Origin of the sequence: Bacillus sp. CH140a_4T (assembly GCF_008923725.1) — a bacterium.
Taxonomy (GTDB): domain Bacteria; phylum Bacillota; class Bacilli; order Bacillales; family Bacillaceae_G; genus Bacillus_A.
Genome location: NZ_WBPF01000012.1, coordinates 1 through 15993 on the forward strand (window position 1 = coordinate 1; position 15993 = coordinate 15993).

The 15993-nt window shown below is 38.3% G+C and carries 24 protein-coding genes; 2 read left to right on the plus strand and 22 right to left on the minus strand.

Annotation, left to right across the window (positions count from 1 at the left end):
- Positions 1 to 227 precede the first annotated feature (227 nt).
- Complete coding sequence (locus F8162_RS08245; RefSeq protein WP_151630233.1) at positions 228 to 446, minus strand: hypothetical protein; 219 nt, start codon at positions 444 to 446, stop codon at positions 228 to 230.
- Positions 447 to 605: 159 nt separating this feature from the next.
- On the opposite strand from F8162_RS08245, the gene pdaB reads away from it, so the two are divergent.
- Positions 606 to 1370, plus strand: a complete 765-nt coding sequence (gene pdaB, locus F8162_RS08250) for a polysaccharide deacetylase family sporulation protein PdaB (RefSeq protein WP_098346203.1) — start codon at positions 606 to 608, stop codon at positions 1368 to 1370.
- A gap of 89 nt (positions 1371 to 1459) precedes the next feature.
- Here the strand turns inward: pdaB and kbaA are convergent, their stop codons facing one another.
- Entirely contained in the window at positions 1460 to 2071 is a 612-nt protein-coding gene (gene kbaA, locus F8162_RS08255; protein WP_151630232.1) for a KinB signaling pathway activation protein KbaA, read from the minus strand.
- Between the two features lie 139 nt (positions 2072 to 2210).
- Between kbaA and gerD the strand changes: the two genes are divergently transcribed.
- The gene (gene gerD, locus F8162_RS08260) at positions 2211 to 2828 is read left to right on the plus strand and encodes a spore germination protein GerD (protein WP_151630231.1); all 618 of its coding nucleotides are present in this window, start codon (positions 2211 to 2213) and stop codon (positions 2826 to 2828) included.
- A 56-nt stretch (positions 2829 to 2884) separates the two neighbouring features.
- Here gerD and F8162_RS08265 read toward each other — a convergent pair whose 3' ends face one another.
- The 20 genes from F8162_RS08265 to rpmD form a co-directional block, all read right to left on the minus strand.
- Positions 2885 to 3952 carry an Mrp/NBP35 family ATP-binding protein gene (locus F8162_RS08265; RefSeq protein WP_151630230.1) on the minus strand — a complete coding sequence of 356 codons (1068 nt, stop codon included), beginning with the start codon at positions 3950 to 3952 and terminating at the stop codon, positions 2885 to 2887.
- Positions 3953 to 4094: 142 nt separating this feature from the next.
- On the minus strand, positions 4095 to 4808 hold the full coding sequence (gene cwlD, locus F8162_RS08270) for an N-acetylmuramoyl-L-alanine amidase CwlD (protein ID WP_151630229.1): 714 nt from the start codon (positions 4806 to 4808) through the stop codon (positions 4095 to 4097).
- A gap of 66 nt (positions 4809 to 4874) precedes the next feature.
- Positions 4875 to 5303: a YbaK family protein gene (locus F8162_RS08275; protein WP_001101006.1), complete on the minus strand. Its 429-nt coding sequence runs from the start codon at positions 5301 to 5303 to the stop codon at positions 4875 to 4877.
- Between the two features lie 162 nt (positions 5304 to 5465).
- A complete protein-coding gene (rpsI, locus tag F8162_RS08280; RefSeq protein ID WP_000079986.1) occupies positions 5466 to 5858 on the minus strand; it encodes a 30S ribosomal protein S9 in 393 nt (130 codons plus the stop codon).
- 21 nt (positions 5859 to 5879) lie between these two features.
- Positions 5880 to 6317, minus strand: coding sequence for a 50S ribosomal protein L13 (gene rplM, locus F8162_RS08285; RefSeq protein WP_001260795.1), 438 nt, complete (start codon positions 6315 to 6317; stop codon positions 5880 to 5882).
- A 152-nt stretch (positions 6318 to 6469) separates the two neighbouring features.
- Entirely contained in the window at positions 6470 to 7213 is a 744-nt protein-coding gene (gene truA, locus F8162_RS08290; RefSeq protein WP_151630228.1) for a tRNA pseudouridine(38-40) synthase TruA, read from the minus strand.
- Between the two features lie 14 nt (positions 7214 to 7227).
- Positions 7228 to 8022 (minus strand): energy-coupling factor transporter transmembrane component T family protein, encoded by a 795-nt coding sequence (locus F8162_RS08295; RefSeq protein WP_151630227.1) that lies wholly within the window; start codon positions 8020 to 8022, stop codon positions 7228 to 7230.
- Positions 8010 to 8891 (minus strand): energy-coupling factor ABC transporter ATP-binding protein, encoded by an 882-nt coding sequence (locus tag F8162_RS08300; protein ID WP_000406519.1) that lies wholly within the window; start codon positions 8889 to 8891, stop codon positions 8010 to 8012. The genes F8162_RS08295 and F8162_RS08300 overlap by 13 nt, the downstream gene beginning before the upstream one ends.
- Positions 8867 to 9709: an energy-coupling factor ABC transporter ATP-binding protein gene (locus F8162_RS08305; protein WP_046958114.1), complete on the minus strand. Its 843-nt coding sequence runs from the start codon at positions 9707 to 9709 to the stop codon at positions 8867 to 8869. The genes F8162_RS08300 and F8162_RS08305 overlap by 25 nt, the downstream gene beginning before the upstream one ends.
- Positions 9710 to 9812: 103 nt before the next feature.
- Positions 9813 to 10175, minus strand: a complete 363-nt coding sequence (rplQ, locus tag F8162_RS08310; protein ID WP_000331490.1) for a 50S ribosomal protein L17 — start codon at positions 10173 to 10175, stop codon at positions 9813 to 9815.
- 35 nt (positions 10176 to 10210) lie between these two features.
- The gene (locus F8162_RS08315) at positions 10211 to 11155 is read right to left on the minus strand and encodes a DNA-directed RNA polymerase subunit alpha (protein WP_000569644.1); all 945 of its coding nucleotides are present in this window, start codon (positions 11153 to 11155) and stop codon (positions 10211 to 10213) included.
- Positions 11156 to 11335: 180 nt separating this feature from the next.
- On the minus strand, positions 11336 to 11725 hold the full coding sequence (rpsK, locus tag F8162_RS08320; protein WP_000101797.1) for a 30S ribosomal protein S11: 390 nt from the start codon (positions 11723 to 11725) through the stop codon (positions 11336 to 11338).
- 24 nt (positions 11726 to 11749) lie between these two features.
- A complete protein-coding gene (gene rpsM, locus F8162_RS08325) occupies positions 11750 to 12115 on the minus strand; it encodes a 30S ribosomal protein S13 (protein ID WP_000090790.1) in 366 nt (121 codons plus the stop codon).
- Between the two features lie 21 nt (positions 12116 to 12136).
- Positions 12137 to 12250 (minus strand): 50S ribosomal protein L36, encoded by a 114-nt coding sequence (rpmJ, locus tag F8162_RS08330; protein ID WP_000868344.1) that lies wholly within the window; start codon positions 12248 to 12250, stop codon positions 12137 to 12139.
- Between the two features lie 35 nt (positions 12251 to 12285).
- On the minus strand, positions 12286 to 12504 hold the full coding sequence (gene infA, locus F8162_RS08335; RefSeq protein WP_001029884.1) for a translation initiation factor IF-1: 219 nt from the start codon (positions 12502 to 12504) through the stop codon (positions 12286 to 12288).
- A gap of 68 nt (positions 12505 to 12572) precedes the next feature.
- Complete coding sequence (gene map / locus F8162_RS08340) at positions 12573 to 13319, minus strand: type I methionyl aminopeptidase (RefSeq protein WP_000582542.1); 747 nt, start codon at positions 13317 to 13319, stop codon at positions 12573 to 12575.
- Positions 13319 to 13969, minus strand: coding sequence for an adenylate kinase (locus F8162_RS08345; RefSeq protein WP_001048998.1), 651 nt, complete (start codon positions 13967 to 13969; stop codon positions 13319 to 13321). Before F8162_RS08345 ends, map begins: the two co-directional genes overlap by 1 nt.
- A gap of 56 nt (positions 13970 to 14025) precedes the next feature.
- A complete protein-coding gene (secY, locus tag F8162_RS08350; protein WP_000490119.1) occupies positions 14026 to 15327 on the minus strand; it encodes a preprotein translocase subunit SecY in 1302 nt (433 codons plus the stop codon).
- Positions 15327 to 15767 carry a 50S ribosomal protein L15 gene (rplO, locus tag F8162_RS08355; protein ID WP_000766083.1) on the minus strand — a complete coding sequence of 147 codons (441 nt, stop codon included), beginning with the start codon at positions 15765 to 15767 and terminating at the stop codon, positions 15327 to 15329. The genes secY and rplO overlap by 1 nt, the downstream gene beginning before the upstream one ends.
- A gap of 33 nt (positions 15768 to 15800) precedes the next feature.
- Positions 15801 to 15983 carry a 50S ribosomal protein L30 gene (gene rpmD, locus F8162_RS08360; RefSeq protein ID WP_001085231.1) on the minus strand — a complete coding sequence of 61 codons (183 nt, stop codon included), beginning with the start codon at positions 15981 to 15983 and terminating at the stop codon, positions 15801 to 15803.
- Positions 15984 to 15993: the final 10 nt, after the last annotated feature.

Consider the following 15993-nt stretch of genomic DNA (forward strand, 5'->3'; position numbering starts at 1 on the left):
AAAGTTAGTTTGTCTAGCATCTAAAAATAAAAATTGACGTTTCACGTTGTTTGTTTCGTTCAGTTTTCAAAGAACTACTTGGTCGCTCATTTGCGACTCCCTTATGTTAACATCTTCATTTTTCAATGTCAACTAAGTTTTTCATTTTCTTTTTTGTCGTTTTCTGCGTTTCCGCATTAGCGACGGTTATTAATTTATCATATAATAACTATTAACGTCAACACTTTTTAATAAAAAGTTCTTTTTCTTACATAACGAATACATTCCTCTGCATTAGCGACTCTTCGAAACAAACAAAAAATGATTTTATATCTCTCTTCCATCGCTTTTTTTACAACGTTATGAATACGTTCATCTTCAAAATCAAATAAAAGTTCTTCTAACTCTCTCTTCAATATGTATTCCATTTCTTTTTTCTCTTCTTTCGTTAACATAAACCCAAGCAACTCATCACCTCAATCATTTCTTACAGAGCAATTAACGTTCCGCTCATTTTATTCTATCATCCATTATATCCACTACTTACGATATTAATCCCTTGTTCTCTTTTTTATATTTACAGCATATATGTAACTGAAAAGGATTGGACAAAGGGGCGTAATATTATGTTTTTCTTTTTTATTACGAGTAAAAGAAACTTTAAACACATTAGCTTAATAGTGATACTTTCCTTATTTACAGCATGGCTACTCTTTTTGAAAACATATTCACACGAGTCTGCTTTTTCAACTGCTACAGGACCTAAAGTCATTTACAAAGGCGACACCTCTAAAAAACAAGTTGCATTCACGTTTGATATTAGTTGGGGAGACAAAAAAGCAATTCCAATCCTTGATACACTTAAAGAAAGAGATATTAAGAATGCTACTTTCTTCCTTTCTGCTGCATGGGCAGAAAGACACCCTGATGTTGTTGAACGCATCATAAAAGATGGACATGAAATCGGTAGTATGGGGTACAATTACACGTCCTACACTTCTCTAGAGACAAATGAAATACGAAGAGATCTTTTGCGAGCACAAGATGTGTTTACAAAACTCGGTGTGAAACAAATCAAACTATTACGTCCACCTAGTGGAGACTTTAACAAAGCAACACTTAAAATAGCAGAATCACTCGGATACACTGTCGTTCATTGGAGTAATAACTCAAACGACTGGAAAAACCCTGGCGTAAACAATATCGTTTCCACCGTCTCTAATAATTTAAAAGGTGGAGATATCGTCTTATTACATGCATCCGATTCTGCCCTTCAAACAAATAAAGCTTTACCACTGCTTCTGCAAAAATTAAAGAGTGACGGCTATGAGCAAATATCCGTATCACAACTTATTTCCAACACAAGTACGAAAAGTGAAGATGTACAATAATTCTTCACACATAAAAAGCTCTACTACCTTTCATTCAGGTAATAGAGCTTTTCCATTCATACAACTACCCTGCGTAAAACCTCTCTTAATTAGGCCGACTTACTCGTCTTTCCAATTAAACGATGTAATATAAGTAACTGATATGCATTACATAATAAAAGTGGTATCACCATTAAATATAACCAATCTGTATCGTTAATCCGAAGAGCTGGTACCCACTCAAGAATTGTTACAACAACCATAAAGAACAAAGCGGGCACGAATGCCTTTTTGTTCGTTTCTTTACTTTTTATATAAGCAACAATGGCCCCAAATACAAATAATACACCAGCAACAAGTATGTTATTCCCTAGTGAAACTTCCCCGTTTGCAATCAATACAGATCTTAAATACACGAAATCAAATAAAACGAATGCAATAAAAAAGAGCTGAACTGCATTCCATAAAGAAGGTGACCGGAACATCCCTAGTCCAAAACGATGGATTGTTAAATAGGCAAAGAACCCCATTTGACTTATAACACTAAAAATAAATCCTACGCCCATCAACCAGAAGGAAACTGCTAAAATCTCCTTTGCGTCGAAATTTTGAAAAAATTTAGCGTACTTGTCCCACTCTAAAAAAAACCCAATAATGACCGTACTAATCCCACCAAGAAACAACGTCGTAAAAAATAGTCGTACCCACTTGCGGCTATTCACAACACATCCCCCATTATCCTTATATTTCTAATCAAATTGTATCAATGACAATTTCAAAAAGCTAGCCATGTTCATGTATAAATTCCTTAAAGATATTTATATTAAAAAGAGAGAACTGTGCTGAAAGGAGTTCCAACTTATGAAACGGATTCTGCTCGTTTTGACTTCTTCTTTTCTATTTTTTGTACTTGTAGCATGTGCACAAGAAAAAGAAGCAAAGTCTGAACTTGATTATGATCAAACGAAGAAAATGATTGTTGATATTTTAAAAACCGATCAAGGTAAGAAAGCCATTCAAGATGTGTTAACTGATGAAAAGATGAAACAAGCACTCATACTAGATGAAACAGTAGTAAAGAAAACGATTGAAGATGCATTGGTATCCGACAAAGGGCAACAATTCTGGGAGAAGCTCTTTAAAGACCCTGAGTTCTCATCGAAATTCGCTAAAAGTATGGGGAAAGAACAAACAACCTTAATGAAAACATTATTAAAAGACCCTGAATATCAAGCAGGCGTTATAGAAATTATGAAAAACCCTGAAGTAGAAAAAATGATGTTACAAACAATGAAGAGCAAAGAATACCGCCAATATTTACAACAAGTACTAACAGAAACTGCTGAAAGCCCACTCTTCCAAGCTAAGATGATTGATATTATTAGTAAAGGTGTACAAAAGGCCGAAAAAAGTGGATCTGATAAAAAAGAAGCAGGCGATGAAAGTGGTTCCCAAGACAGTAAAAAGGAGCAGCAGTAAAAAAAATAATTATAATAATGAGCGGACAATATATGTATCGTCCACTCATTATTATTTTATTTTTGCGCGACAGCTATTTTATCAATTACTGTCTCAGCTATCGTACGATAAATAAGACCCGTCGTATGTGTATCTTCATATACTGACGGTGCAAAGTCTTCCTTATTCCAATCAGGTTGTTGAAGCGGGATTCGGCCAAGTACTTCTGTTTGAAGTTCTGTAGCTAATTTATCTCCTCCACCTCTTCCAAAAACATATTCTTTTTCACCAGTTGTTTTACTTTCAAAATACGCCATATTTTCAACAACACCAAGAATACTATGTTCTGTACGTAAAGCCATAGCTCCAGCACGCGCTGCTACAAATGCCGCTGTTGGATGCGGCGTTGTGACAATAATCTCTTTACAAGCCGGCAACATCGAATGTAAGTCTAGCGCAACATCACCTGTACCCGGTGGTAAATCTAAAACTAAATAGTCTAAATCTCCCCATTCTACTTCTGTAAAGAAATGATTTAACATTTTCCCAAGCATAGGCCCTCTCCAAATAACCGGTGCATTATCTTCTACAAAGAACCCCATTGAGATTACCTTTACACCTAGACGCTCCACTGGAATTATCTTATCCCCTCTTACAACAGGTCGTTTTTCTATCCCCATCATATCCGGTACGCTAAAACCATAAATATCAGCATCAATGATACCAACCTTTTTTCCTAACCGAGCTAGCGCAATGGCAAGGTTAACAGAAACTGTTGATTTCCCTACTCCACCTTTTCCACTCGCCACTGCTAAAAATGTTGTTTTTGAATTTGGTGACAATAAAGATTCAATTTGCTCTTCTTCTTGTTCCGGTGCAAACTGAGCTAATTCCTCTTCTGTAAATTCTGCAAAGCGAAGCCCTACTGTTGCTGCTCCTAATTCTTTCACTAACTTTACAATTCCAGATTGCAATTGCATTTGTTCCGCTGTACCAGTTTTTACGATTGCAATTTTAACACTTACATGTTCCTTCTCAGGCTTAACTGTTACCTCTTTAATTGCCCTTGTTTCTTTTAACGTTTTATGTAAAAACGGATCTACAACCCCTTCTAACGCTTCCACTACTTGCTCTTTCGTTACCATGATTAGCCCAGCCCCCTGTATGAAAAATAACGTAATGTTAATTAAATGTATCTCTCTTTATTTTTAAATAAATGCGTTTACATTTCCAGTATAACATATTTTCGGAAAACTTCGTTAACGAGAGAAACTCAAAAAATCCTCCTTATTCTGGAGGATTTCCTTTTTCCGTGAAATAGCGTAATATACCACGATACACTGCAGCCGCTACCTTTTGCTGATATTTCTCCGAATTTAACATATACCTTTCGTTTACATTCGATAAAAACCCAGCTTCAATTAAAGCACCTGGTGTTTTCGCATACTTTAATAAATACACATGAGAAATTGTTTTAGCAGAACGATTCGTATTCTCTAAACTCGTTCTCAATTCAGCTTGTATAAATTTGGCAGCACGTTCATTTTCAATCGAAGAACGGTAGTAGAACGTTTGTGCTCCTTTTGATCCACTACTAGTTAAAGCATTTAAATGAATACTCGCAAAAAAGTCTACATCAGGTTTATTAATAATCTCTACGCGCTTTTTTAAATCCTCTGCTTTACGTCTACTATATGATTTTGTATCTTTCTTCGCTAAATCATAATCTCCCTCACGTGTTAAAATAACTAGTGCACCTTGTTCTTGTAAATAATCTTGTACCTTCTTTGTAATCTCAAGCGTAATATCTTTTTCTATAATATCTTTTCCACCAACAGCCCCTCCGTCTGGTCCACCATGCCCAGCATCTAATACAATCACCTTCCCTGATAAGGGTAAATTCCAAGCTCGCCACGATTTTGTAATTTGAAATTCTTGTTTGACTAAAAAAAACAAAACAACCGCAGCGAGTGCAAAAGAGATAATTCGAATTCTCTTCATACCTTTCCTCCTCCAGCTAGTCCCTCTAATTACTTATATGGGACAAGAGGAAAGTTTATGCTTGTCTTAATGAAGCTTTAATCGATATCTTCTTTCACCTTTTTCATATCCTTCCTGCCACCATAAGCCAATAAACTGCTGACAAGATTCAAAAAGTAATTCCTCATCTTGTAACTTAATTTCCCTCATAGTCATGCTCGTTAAAAATTGAAATAGTGTTTCCGTTAATTGTTGCTCTTCTTCTAAGGCTCTATATTTCACATCAAAGAATGATTCACCATAATAACCAAACTTACTGTATCTCGCTCCTAATAAATACGATTCTATCCCTAATTCAATACAGTAATCTTCATACTGACGATGAAGTTCCTGCATCTGAAAGGCATCTCTAATATTTGAACGTAATGTTTTTAATGATAATTCTCGCAGCATCTTCCGTTCATATTTCAGCTGCTTTTCTTTTTGTTTTTCTTGTAAGCTGACAATGACATTCATAGCACTTATAAACCTCCCTAATACGTATTAGTCTAAACTTCTAAAGAAGAAGCATACGCGAGAGGATAGCACTAAAATATTCCAAACTACAAAAATTCCAAAAGAGGAATGAAACATAAAAAAACCCCAACCAAAATGGTTGGGGTTTGTAGTTCGCAAAAATTAACGTTTTGAGAACTGAGGTGCACGACGTGCGCCTTTAAGACCGTATTTTTTACGCTCTTTCATACGTGCGTCACGAGTTAATAGACCTGCACGTTTTAGTGTTAGACGGTATTCTGGATCAGCTTTTAATAAAGCGCGAGAAATACCGTGACGAATAGCACCAGCTTGACCAGTGTATCCACCACCATTTACGTTTACAAGTACATCGTAGTTACCTAAAGTTTCTGTTGCAACTAGAGGTTGTTTCACTACTTCACGTAATGCAGCAAATGGGATATAGTTTTCAAAATCACGACCGTTAATGATAACGCGTCCTTCGCCTGGAACTAGGCGTACGCGCGCTACTGAACTCTTACGACGTCCAGTGCCATAGTATTGAACCTGTGCCAAAGTAAGCCCTCCTTTAATTAATTATCCGCGAAGTTCGTAAACTTCTGGTTTTTGTGCTTGGTGTGGATGCTCTGCTCCAGCATACACGTTTAGTTTCTTAGAAACTTGACGGCCTAAGCGTCCTTTTGGAAGCATGCCTTTAATTGCAAGCTCTAACATTTGTACAGGGTAGTTTGTACGCATTTCTAGAGCTGTTCTTTGTTTAAGTCCACCTGGGTGGTTAGTGTGACGGTAGTAAATTTTATCGTTTAATTTATTACCTGTTAAATGAATTTTCTCAGCGTTAATAATAATTACATGATCACCCGTGTCAACGTGTGGTGTAAATGTAGGTTTGTTTTTACCGCGTAAAATAGATGCTACTTCAGTAGATAGGCGACCTAAAGTTTGACCTTCAGCATCAACCACATACCATTTACGCTCAACTTCGTTAGCTTTTGCCATAAAAGTCGTACGCATGTGTTTCCCTCCTCGTTATCTTTTCCATAGAAAAAATCTATTGTTTATCTTAAACACGATTTCCTTCCGGGGCTAATCGTGGTTTTAGAAACAATACCATATGTTATGATATACTTTTGAGTTTCTAATGTCAAGCAAATGTTACACCAGGATTAGTTGTTATAGTTTACCTGCCATAAGTAAAGACCATGACCTGGAGCCATCTTTCCAGCAAACTGACGATTTTGCTTCGCTAAAATCTCTGGAATGCTATCCGGATCAAGCTTTCCTTGTCCTACGCTAAGTAACGTACCAACAATAATTCTGACCATATTATATAAAAATCCATTACCTACAAAACGAAAAATTAATTCATCATCTTGCTCAATTAGCTCAATTTCATAAATTGTTCTCACTTTATCTTTTTTGTCAGTTTTTGCCGAACAAAAAGAAGTGAAATCATGCGTTCCGATAAAATAAGGGATCGCTTTGCTTATAGAGTTTATTTCGAGTGGATATGGATATTGATATACGTAATTTCTACGGAATACATCCGCAGTCTTTGATAATAATACACGATAACGATATTCTTTTCTCTCGACACCGTAACGCGCATGAAATTCTTCTGTTTTTTTCTCTACCTGTCTGATAACAATATCATCTGGCAACATTGTGTTTAATGCGTTACTCCATTGCCACTCTTCAAGAGACAACGGTGTATCAAAGTGTATGACTTGTCCTTTGGCGTGAACGGTAGAATCCGTTCTGCCCGATGCCTGAACACGAACAAGTTCTCCTTTATGCAATTTCTGCAAAGCTTTCTCAATCTCTTGTTGAACAGTACGACGCTGCGGCTGAATTTGATAACCACAAAAATGCATGCCATCATATGCAACCGTACATTTTATTCTATCCATTTCTCTATTCTCCATTACAATCGCACCCATGCCAAAATACAAGCTAAACAAAGTAAGCTTATAATCGTTACTGTATCGCTTGTTTTCCAGCGTAGTTGCCTAAATTTAGTACGTCCTTCGCCATTTTGATACCCACGTGCTTCCATAGCAATCGCTAAGTCCTCAGCACGCTTAAAAGCACTGATAAATAGAGGAACGAGTAGTGAGATAATAGCTTTCATCCTATCTTTTATCGGTCCTCCTGCGAAATCAATACCACGTGACGATTGTGCCTTCATTATTTTACTCGTTTCATCCATTAATGTTGGAATAAAACGAAGAGAGATTGACATCATTAATGCGATTTCATGAACAGGAACTTTTATACGCTTCAACGGCTTTAATAACGTCTCCAAACCATCTGTAATCTCAATAGGTGTCGTCGTTAACGTTAATAATGTCGTCATTAAAATAATAACGAAGAATCGTATAGAAATGTATATCCCTTGCTCTAATCCTTTTTCATGTATCGAAAACCAACCAAGCTGGAATAGTACTTCCCCTTCTTTATTTGTAAAAATATGCAGGAAAAATGTAAAAAGAAAAATCCATAGAATTGGTTTTAAGCCCGAAAGTACATAACGAATCGGCACTTTTGCAAAAAATAAAGCAATGAGTGCATATAAAAATAAAAATCCATATGAAATCGCATTATTTGCTAAGAAAACAACAAATACATATAAAAAGACAATCAGCAGCTTCGTACGTGGGTCAAGTTGATGAATAAGAGACTTCCCTGGAATATATCTTCCAATAATCAACTGCTGCATGATTCATGACCACCTTTTCGTAACACCTGCACAACTTCATGAGTAAGATCCTCTAAAGATAAGGTAGCCTTTGGGATTGAAATGCCAAACTTCTCTTCAATTGCACGTTTATACTTTAAAGACATAGGAAGATCCACGCCAATTTTCTCTAGTTCATCAGCATGTGAAAATACTTCCTCTGCACTTCCTTGCAAAAAGACCGTTCCTTTATGCATGACTACAATCTGCTCCGCATACTTAGCAGCATCCTCCATATTATGTGTTACTAGGATAACTGTAAGACCTTTTTCCTTATGCAGCTTATAAAACATCTCCATAAGTTCATTCTGCCCTTTTGGATCTAGTCCTGCTGTAGGTTCATCTAATACAAGCACTTCGGGTTCCATCGCCAATACACCCGCTATCGCAACACGCCTCATTTGCCCACCACTTAACTCAAACGGTGAACGTGTTAACAGTTCTGGCTCTAACCCTACAAGTTCAATTGCCTCTCTTGCCTTTTGCTTCGCTTCTTCTACAGATACCCCAAAATTAGTAGGGCCGAAACAAATATCCTTCTCCACAGTCTCTTCAAACAACTGATGTTCTGGGAATTGAAAGACAACCCCTACCTTCTTACGTAGTGGCTTTAGCTTTTTTTCTTTCTTTCCTGCCGAAATGAAATGTTCACCAATTTGAACTGTGCCATTCGTCGGCTGCAATAAACCATTTAAATGTTGAATCATCGTCGACTTACCTGAACCAGTATGACCGATAATGGCATAATAGCCCCCACTTGGAAACGACACGTCTACATCATAAAGTGCGCGTCTTTCAAATGGAGTTTTATATTGATAACGATGTTCTACTTTTTGGAATGTAATCTCCAAAGTTCGTTCACCAAGCTTTCCATTGTAAGATGCGTATTTTGCAAGAGAATTTCATTTCTTTTTAATAATTCTGCTATTTTCACTGAAAAGGGTACATCTAATCCAATTTCTTGGAGCATATGAGAGGACTTGAAGATTTGCTTTGGAGTCCCTTCCTCTAATATTTCTCCCTTATTTAAAATAATTACACGGTCTGATTGTGCCGCTTCTTCTAAATCGTGCGTAATTGATAATACGGTAATACCTTTTTGATTAACAAGTTGTCTAACCGTTTCTACTACTTCACGTCTCCCTTGAGGATCTAGCATTGACGTTGCTTCATCTAATATCAAAATAGATGGCTGAAGTGCTAAAACGCCTGCTATTGCCACTCGCTGCTTTTGCCCACCAGATAACGAATGAGGTTCATCATTAAGAAAATCTTCCATACGGACAAGTTTGAGGGCCTGATCTAATCTTTCTACCATTTTCTCTCTTGGCATTCCGATATTCTCTAAGCCAAAGACAACGTCGTCTTGCACTGTCGTTCCAACAAATTGATTATCTGGATTTTGAAATACCATCCCAATTTGTTTTCGAACATCCCATACCGTTTCCTCAGATAAAACCATTGTATCATTTACTATAATAGTCCCTGCTTCCGGCAAAAACAAACCATTCAATAATTTTGCAAGTGTAGACTTCCCTGAACCGTTTTGTCCAATAACAGATACCCATTCTCCCTCATACAAGGAAAATGAAACATCTTTTAATGCATAAGTGGCTGCCCCAGGATATTGAAATGATATATTTTCTGTCCGAAGTTTCTCTTTTTTCAATACAAGGCACCCTTTCCTTCGCCAAGTTAGCCTATTTTTATATTTAAAAAAAAGGGCCATGACCAGTTTCTTGAAAAGAACTGTCCTGCCCTTTTAATTATCATTATACTAACTCGATAATTACCATTGGTGCTGCGTCTCCGCGACGTGGACCAATTTTTGCAATACGAGTGTATCCGCCTTGGCGCTCAGCATAGCGTGGAGCTACATCAGCGAATAATTTTTGAAGTGCATCTTGACCAGTCTCAGCGTTAGCTACTTCATTGCGAATGAAAGCTGCTGCTTGACGACGAGCGTGAAGATCTCCGCGTTTACCTAAAGTGATCATTTTTTCCACTACAGAACGAAGTTCTTTTGCACGAGTTTCTGTCGTTTGGATGCGCTCGTTGATAATTAAATCAGTAGCTAAATCACGTAACATAGCTTTACGTTGCGCACTTGTACGGCCTAATTTTCTGTATGCCATTCGTAGTTCCCTCCTTTGTTGATGGGTTTAAATCCTCAGTCGTCTTTACGTAAACCTAAACCTAATTCCTCAAGTTTATGTTTAACTTCTTCTAAGGATTTACGTCCTAAGTTACGAACTTTCATCATATCTTCTTCTGTTTTGTTCGCAAGCTCTTGTACAGTATTAATTCCTGCACGTTTTAGGCAATTATAAGAACGAACAGAAAGATCTAGTTCTTCGATAGTCATCTCAAGAACTTTCTCTTTTTGATCTTCTTCCTTCTCGACCATAATCTCAGCATTTTGTGCTTCATCAGTTAAACCAACAAAGATATTTAAATGCTCAGTTAAGATTTTGGCACCTAAAGAGATAGCTTCTTTTGGCCCGATGCTTCCATCCGTCCATACATCAAGCGTAAGCTTATCATAATTAGCCACTTGTCCGACACGTGTCTTTTCCACTTGGTAAGTCACACGTGATACTGGAGTATAAATAGAATCAATAGGAATTACTCCTATTGGTTGATCTTCGCTTTTATTTGCATCAGCTGGCGTATACCCACGGCCACGCTTTGCAGTTAAACGCATGCGGAAATGCGCATTTTTTGCTAACGTTGCAATGTGTAAATCTGGATTTAAGATTTCTACATCACTATCATGAGTAATATCAGCAGCTGTGACAATACCTTCGCCCTGCACATCAATTTCCAACGTCTTCTCTTCTTCAGAGTAGATTTTAAGAGCTAACTTTTTCAAGTTTAAGATGATCGTCGTAACGTCTTCTACTACGCCCTCAACTGTTGAAAATTCATGTAATACGCCATCGATTTGGATAGCAGTAACAGCGGCACCAGGGAGTGAGGATAAAAGAATACGACGTAAGGAGTTACCCAAAGTAGTACCATATCCACGCTCAAGCGGTTCAATTACGAATTTACCATATTTAGCATCTTCGTTAAGTTCAACCGTTTCGATTTTCGGCTTTTCGATTTCAATCATTAACTAAACCCTCCTTCAAAACGTCGAAACCCCGGTTAAACAAAGGGATACCCCCTGTCTAACCGAAAGTCCCCCTTAGGCAGTTCCCGATTGTGCACAACAAGCGATGTTTCTGTACGAAATTTCTCGATAATGCATCATATCCATTATAGACAAAAGGGAAAATTCTATACAGAAAAATTACACACGACGACGTTTTGGTGGACGACATCCATTATGAGGAACTGGAGTAACATCTCTAATTGCTGTTACTTCTAGACCTGCAGCTTGAAGAGCACGAATTGCAGCTTCACGACCAGCACCAGGACCTTTAACAGTAACCTCTAAAGTTTTTAAACCGTGCTCCATTGCAACTTTAGCAGCAGCTTCAGCAGCCATTTGCGCAGCGAATGGAGTAGACTTACGAGATCCACGGAAACCAAGTGCACCAGCACTAGACCAAGAAAGTGCGTTACCATGAGTATCTGTAAGTGTTACGATTGTGTTGTTGAAAGTAGAACGAATATGAGCTATACCAGCTTCAATATTCTTTTTCACACGTTTTTTACGAGTGTTTGTTTTACGTGCCATTGTTAGTTCAACCTCCTTTACTTATTATTTCTTTTTATTTGCTACTGTACGACGTGGACCTTTACGTGTACGAGCATTGTTTTTAGAGTTTTGACCACGAACTGGTAAACCACGACGGTGACGAAGACCACGGTAAGAACCGATCTCCATTAGACGTTTAATGTTAAGAGATACTTCACGACGAAGGTCTCCCTCAACTTTAATACGATCGATGATATCACGGATACGTCCTAGTTCGTCTTCCGTTAAATCACGAACTCGTGTTTCTGAAGAAATACCAGCTTCAGTTAGAATTTTTTCAGCAGTTGTGCGACCAATGCCGAATACGTAAGTTAAAGAAATAACAACGCGTTTGTCTCGAGGAATATCTACACCTGCGATACGTGCCATTCTGAATGCACCTCCTTCTGATTAACCTTGTTTTTGTTTATGTTTAGGGTTTTCACAAATAACCATTACTTTTCCACGTCTACGAATAACTTTACATTTTTCGCAGATTGGTTTAACTGACGGTCTTACTTTCATGTCTCGAACCTCCTTAAAGATTACGGAGTGCTATATTATTTAAAACGGTACGTAATACGACCACGATTTAAATCGTACGGAGATAATTCTACCGTAACTTTGTCTCCTGGTAAAATACGAATGAAGTTCATACGGATTTTACCAGAAACGTGAGCCAATACGACATGCCCATTCTCTAATTCTACTTTGAACATAGCATTTGGCAACGTTTCAAGAACGGTACCTTCGACTTCAATTACATCATCTTTAGCCATTCAATAGTTCTCCCTTCTTCAAATCAGTAACATTTTACACTGCTCTGAAATCCCGGAGAGCCAGCTACTTATAAAGTGGTAAGGATTTCGTATCCTGCTTCTGTAAGAGCAATCGTGTGCTCAAAGTGTGCACACCATTTACCATCTACCGTTACCACTGTCCAGTCATCAGATAGTGTTTTTACATATCGTCTTCCTTGATTCACCATCGGCTCAACACAGATGACCATTCCCGGCTTTAATCTAGGGCCTCTATTTGGTGGACCATAGTGCGGGATTTGAGGGTCCTCATGTAAGTCTTGCCCGATTCCGTGACCAACATACTCCCTAACGATCGAGAACCCATTCTCTTCAGCATGGGTTTGAACCGCATGTGAGATATTTGATAATCTTTCGCCTGGTTTTACTTGTTCTAGACCAAGATACAACGATTTTTCTGTGACATCAAGTAGCTTTTGAACAGATTCAGAAATGTTTCCAACTGGATACGTCCATGCAGAATCTCCATGGTACCCATTGTATTTCGCACCAATATCGATACTGATGATATCGCCCTCTTCGAGCTTGCGCTTCCCTGGAATTCCGTGTACAAGCTCTTCATTTACAGAAGCACATATGCTCCCCGGAAATCCGTTGTATCCTTTAAAAGATGGCGTAGCACCATATTTTCGAATCGTCTTTTCCGCTATTTGATCGAGCTCTTTCGTTGTAATTCCTGGAGTAATATGCTGTTTCAACTCTTGATGAGTTAAAGCAACGATCCTGCCAGCTTCTCGCATGATTTCTATCTCGCGAGGAGTTTTGCAGATGATCATTACGCTAAGCCTCCGATGAGAACATCGATATCAGCAAATACTTTATTGATATCTTGCTCACCATTAATGCTTTGTAAGTAACCAAGCTCCTCGTAGAAATCAAGCAAAGGTTTTGTTTGCTTAATATTTACATCTAAACGATTTGCCACAGTTTCTTCATTGTCATCAGAGCGTTGATATAATTCGCCACCACATTTATCGCACACATCAGCTTTTGCTGGTGGATTGAATTCTAAGTGGTAAGTCGCACCGCACTCTTTACAAATGCGACGGCCTGTAAGGCGTGTTAATAACAACCCTGAATCCACATTAATGTTTAAAACATAGTCGATTTTTTTACCAAGATCTTTCATAATCTCTTCAAGAGCTGATGCTTGTGCAACAGTTCGTGGGAAACCGTCTAGTAAGAAACCTCTTACGCAGTCTTCTTGACTTAAACGTTCACGAACGATTCCGATTGTAACTTCATCTGGAACAAGTGCACCTTTATCAATAAAAGATTTTGCTTGTAGACCCATTTCAGTTTCAGCCTTCATAGCTGCACGGAACATATCTCCTGTTGAAATGTGAGGGATGTTATACTTGGCAACAATCTGTTCGGCTTGTGTACCTTTACCAGCACCAGGAAGCCCCATTAAAATTAAGTTCATCCTTGTTCCCCCTCAGAGTACATGAGCATGTAGGGAAGACGATTCTTCCCACTTACTCATTGCTTGATAAACCCTTTGTAATGGCGTTTTACCAGTTGGCTTTCTAGCTGCTTCATTGTTTCTAAAGCAACGCCGACAACGATTAACATACTCGTTCCACCAATCTGTGCAGATGGAGGAAGATTTCCCAATTTCGTAAAGATAACTGGTAAGATTGCAATCGCTGCTAGGAAAATTGATCCTACAAAGGTCAAACGATACAAGATTTTTGTTAGATATTGTTCCGTATTCTTACCCGGACGAATACCTGGAACATATCCACCTTGTTTGTTTAGGTTCTCTGACATTTGCTCTGGATTAACCTGAACAAACGCATAGAAATATGTGAAGGCTACAATGAGCGCAACATATATGATCATTCCCACTGGGTGAGAATAGTTAAAGTTTGCAATGATCCACTGCGATACATCATGATTCGGGAAGAACTGTGCAATAGTTGGAGGCGTAATTAAGAATGAAACAGCAAAAATGACTGGAATAACACCCGCACTATTTACCTTAAGCGGTAAATGAGTGTTTTGTGCTCCAGCATGATTCCCATTCCCTCCTGTTACACGCTTCGCATATTGAATTGGAATCTTTCTAACAGCCTGTTGAATGAAAATAACACCAACAATAACCGCTAGCACAGCTAGTAAGATCAATGCAACTTTAACGATACTCATGAACAATTGATCTCCGATATTTTGAAACTGTTGTTGATACACTTGAGATATAACACTTGGGATCGCTGCGGCAATACCGCCAAAGATAAGGATGGAAATACCATTACCTACACCTTTAGCTGTAATCTGTTCACCTAACCACATTAAAAATGCAGTACCAGCAGTCAGTACCGTAGCAATGTATAAATAAGTGCTCCAACCAGGATTCAAAATTAATTGCCCACCTACCATACCGTTAAAACCAATTGACATACCAAACCCCTGAATAAACGCAAGAACAATTGTAAAGTAACGCGTGAATTGCGTTAGTTTACGACGGCCCATTTCGCCTTGCTTCGACCATTCCGAAAATTTAGGAACAACATCCATCTGCAATAATTGCACGATGATGGATGCTGTAATATACGGCATGATTCCCATCGCGAAGATGGAGAAGTTTTTCAAGGCGCCACCGCCAAATGTATTTAGGATACCTAAGGCATTTAATTGATCTTGTGCTTTCAGTACGTCTCCATTTGTAAATGGCACTGGGATAAACGTGCCAATCCTGAATACGATTAACATCGCTAAAGTGAATAATATTTTACGTCTTATCTCAGCAACGCGCATAAAGTTGGAGATTGTACGAAACATTAGATCACCTCAACTGATCCGCCAGCTGCTTCAATTGCTTCTTTAGCACTTGAAGAGAACTTGTGCGCTTTAACAGTTAATTTTTTCTCTACTGCGCCGCTTGCAAGAATTTTAACACCGTCATTTAACTTGCTGATAACGCCAGTTTCCAGCAATAATTCAGGTGTTACTTCTGTACCATCTTCAAAACGATTTAACGTTGATAAGTTTACAATAGTAAACTCTTTACGGTTAATGTTTGTGAAGCCGCGTTTTGGTAAACGACGGAATAATGGAGTTTGACCACCTTCGAAGCCAAGACGAACACCGCCACCAGAACGTGCGTTTTGTCCTTTATGACCTTTACCAGCAGTTTTACCGTTACCAGAACCGATACCACGACCGACACGGTTACGTACTTTACGAGAACCTTCTGCAGGTTTTAATTCATGAAGTTTCATTCCCAGGCACCTCCTTATATTAATGAGTTATCCTTAAGCTTCTTTTACAGTTATAAGGTGAGAAACTTTGTTGATCATACCAAGAATAGCAGGAGTTTCTTCCTTAACTACAGTTGAATTCAACTTTTTAAGACCTAAAGCTTCTACCGTCGCACGTTGATCTTGTGGACGACCAATTACACTACGAGTGAGGGTAATTTCTAACTTTTTCGCCATTTGTTTTCCC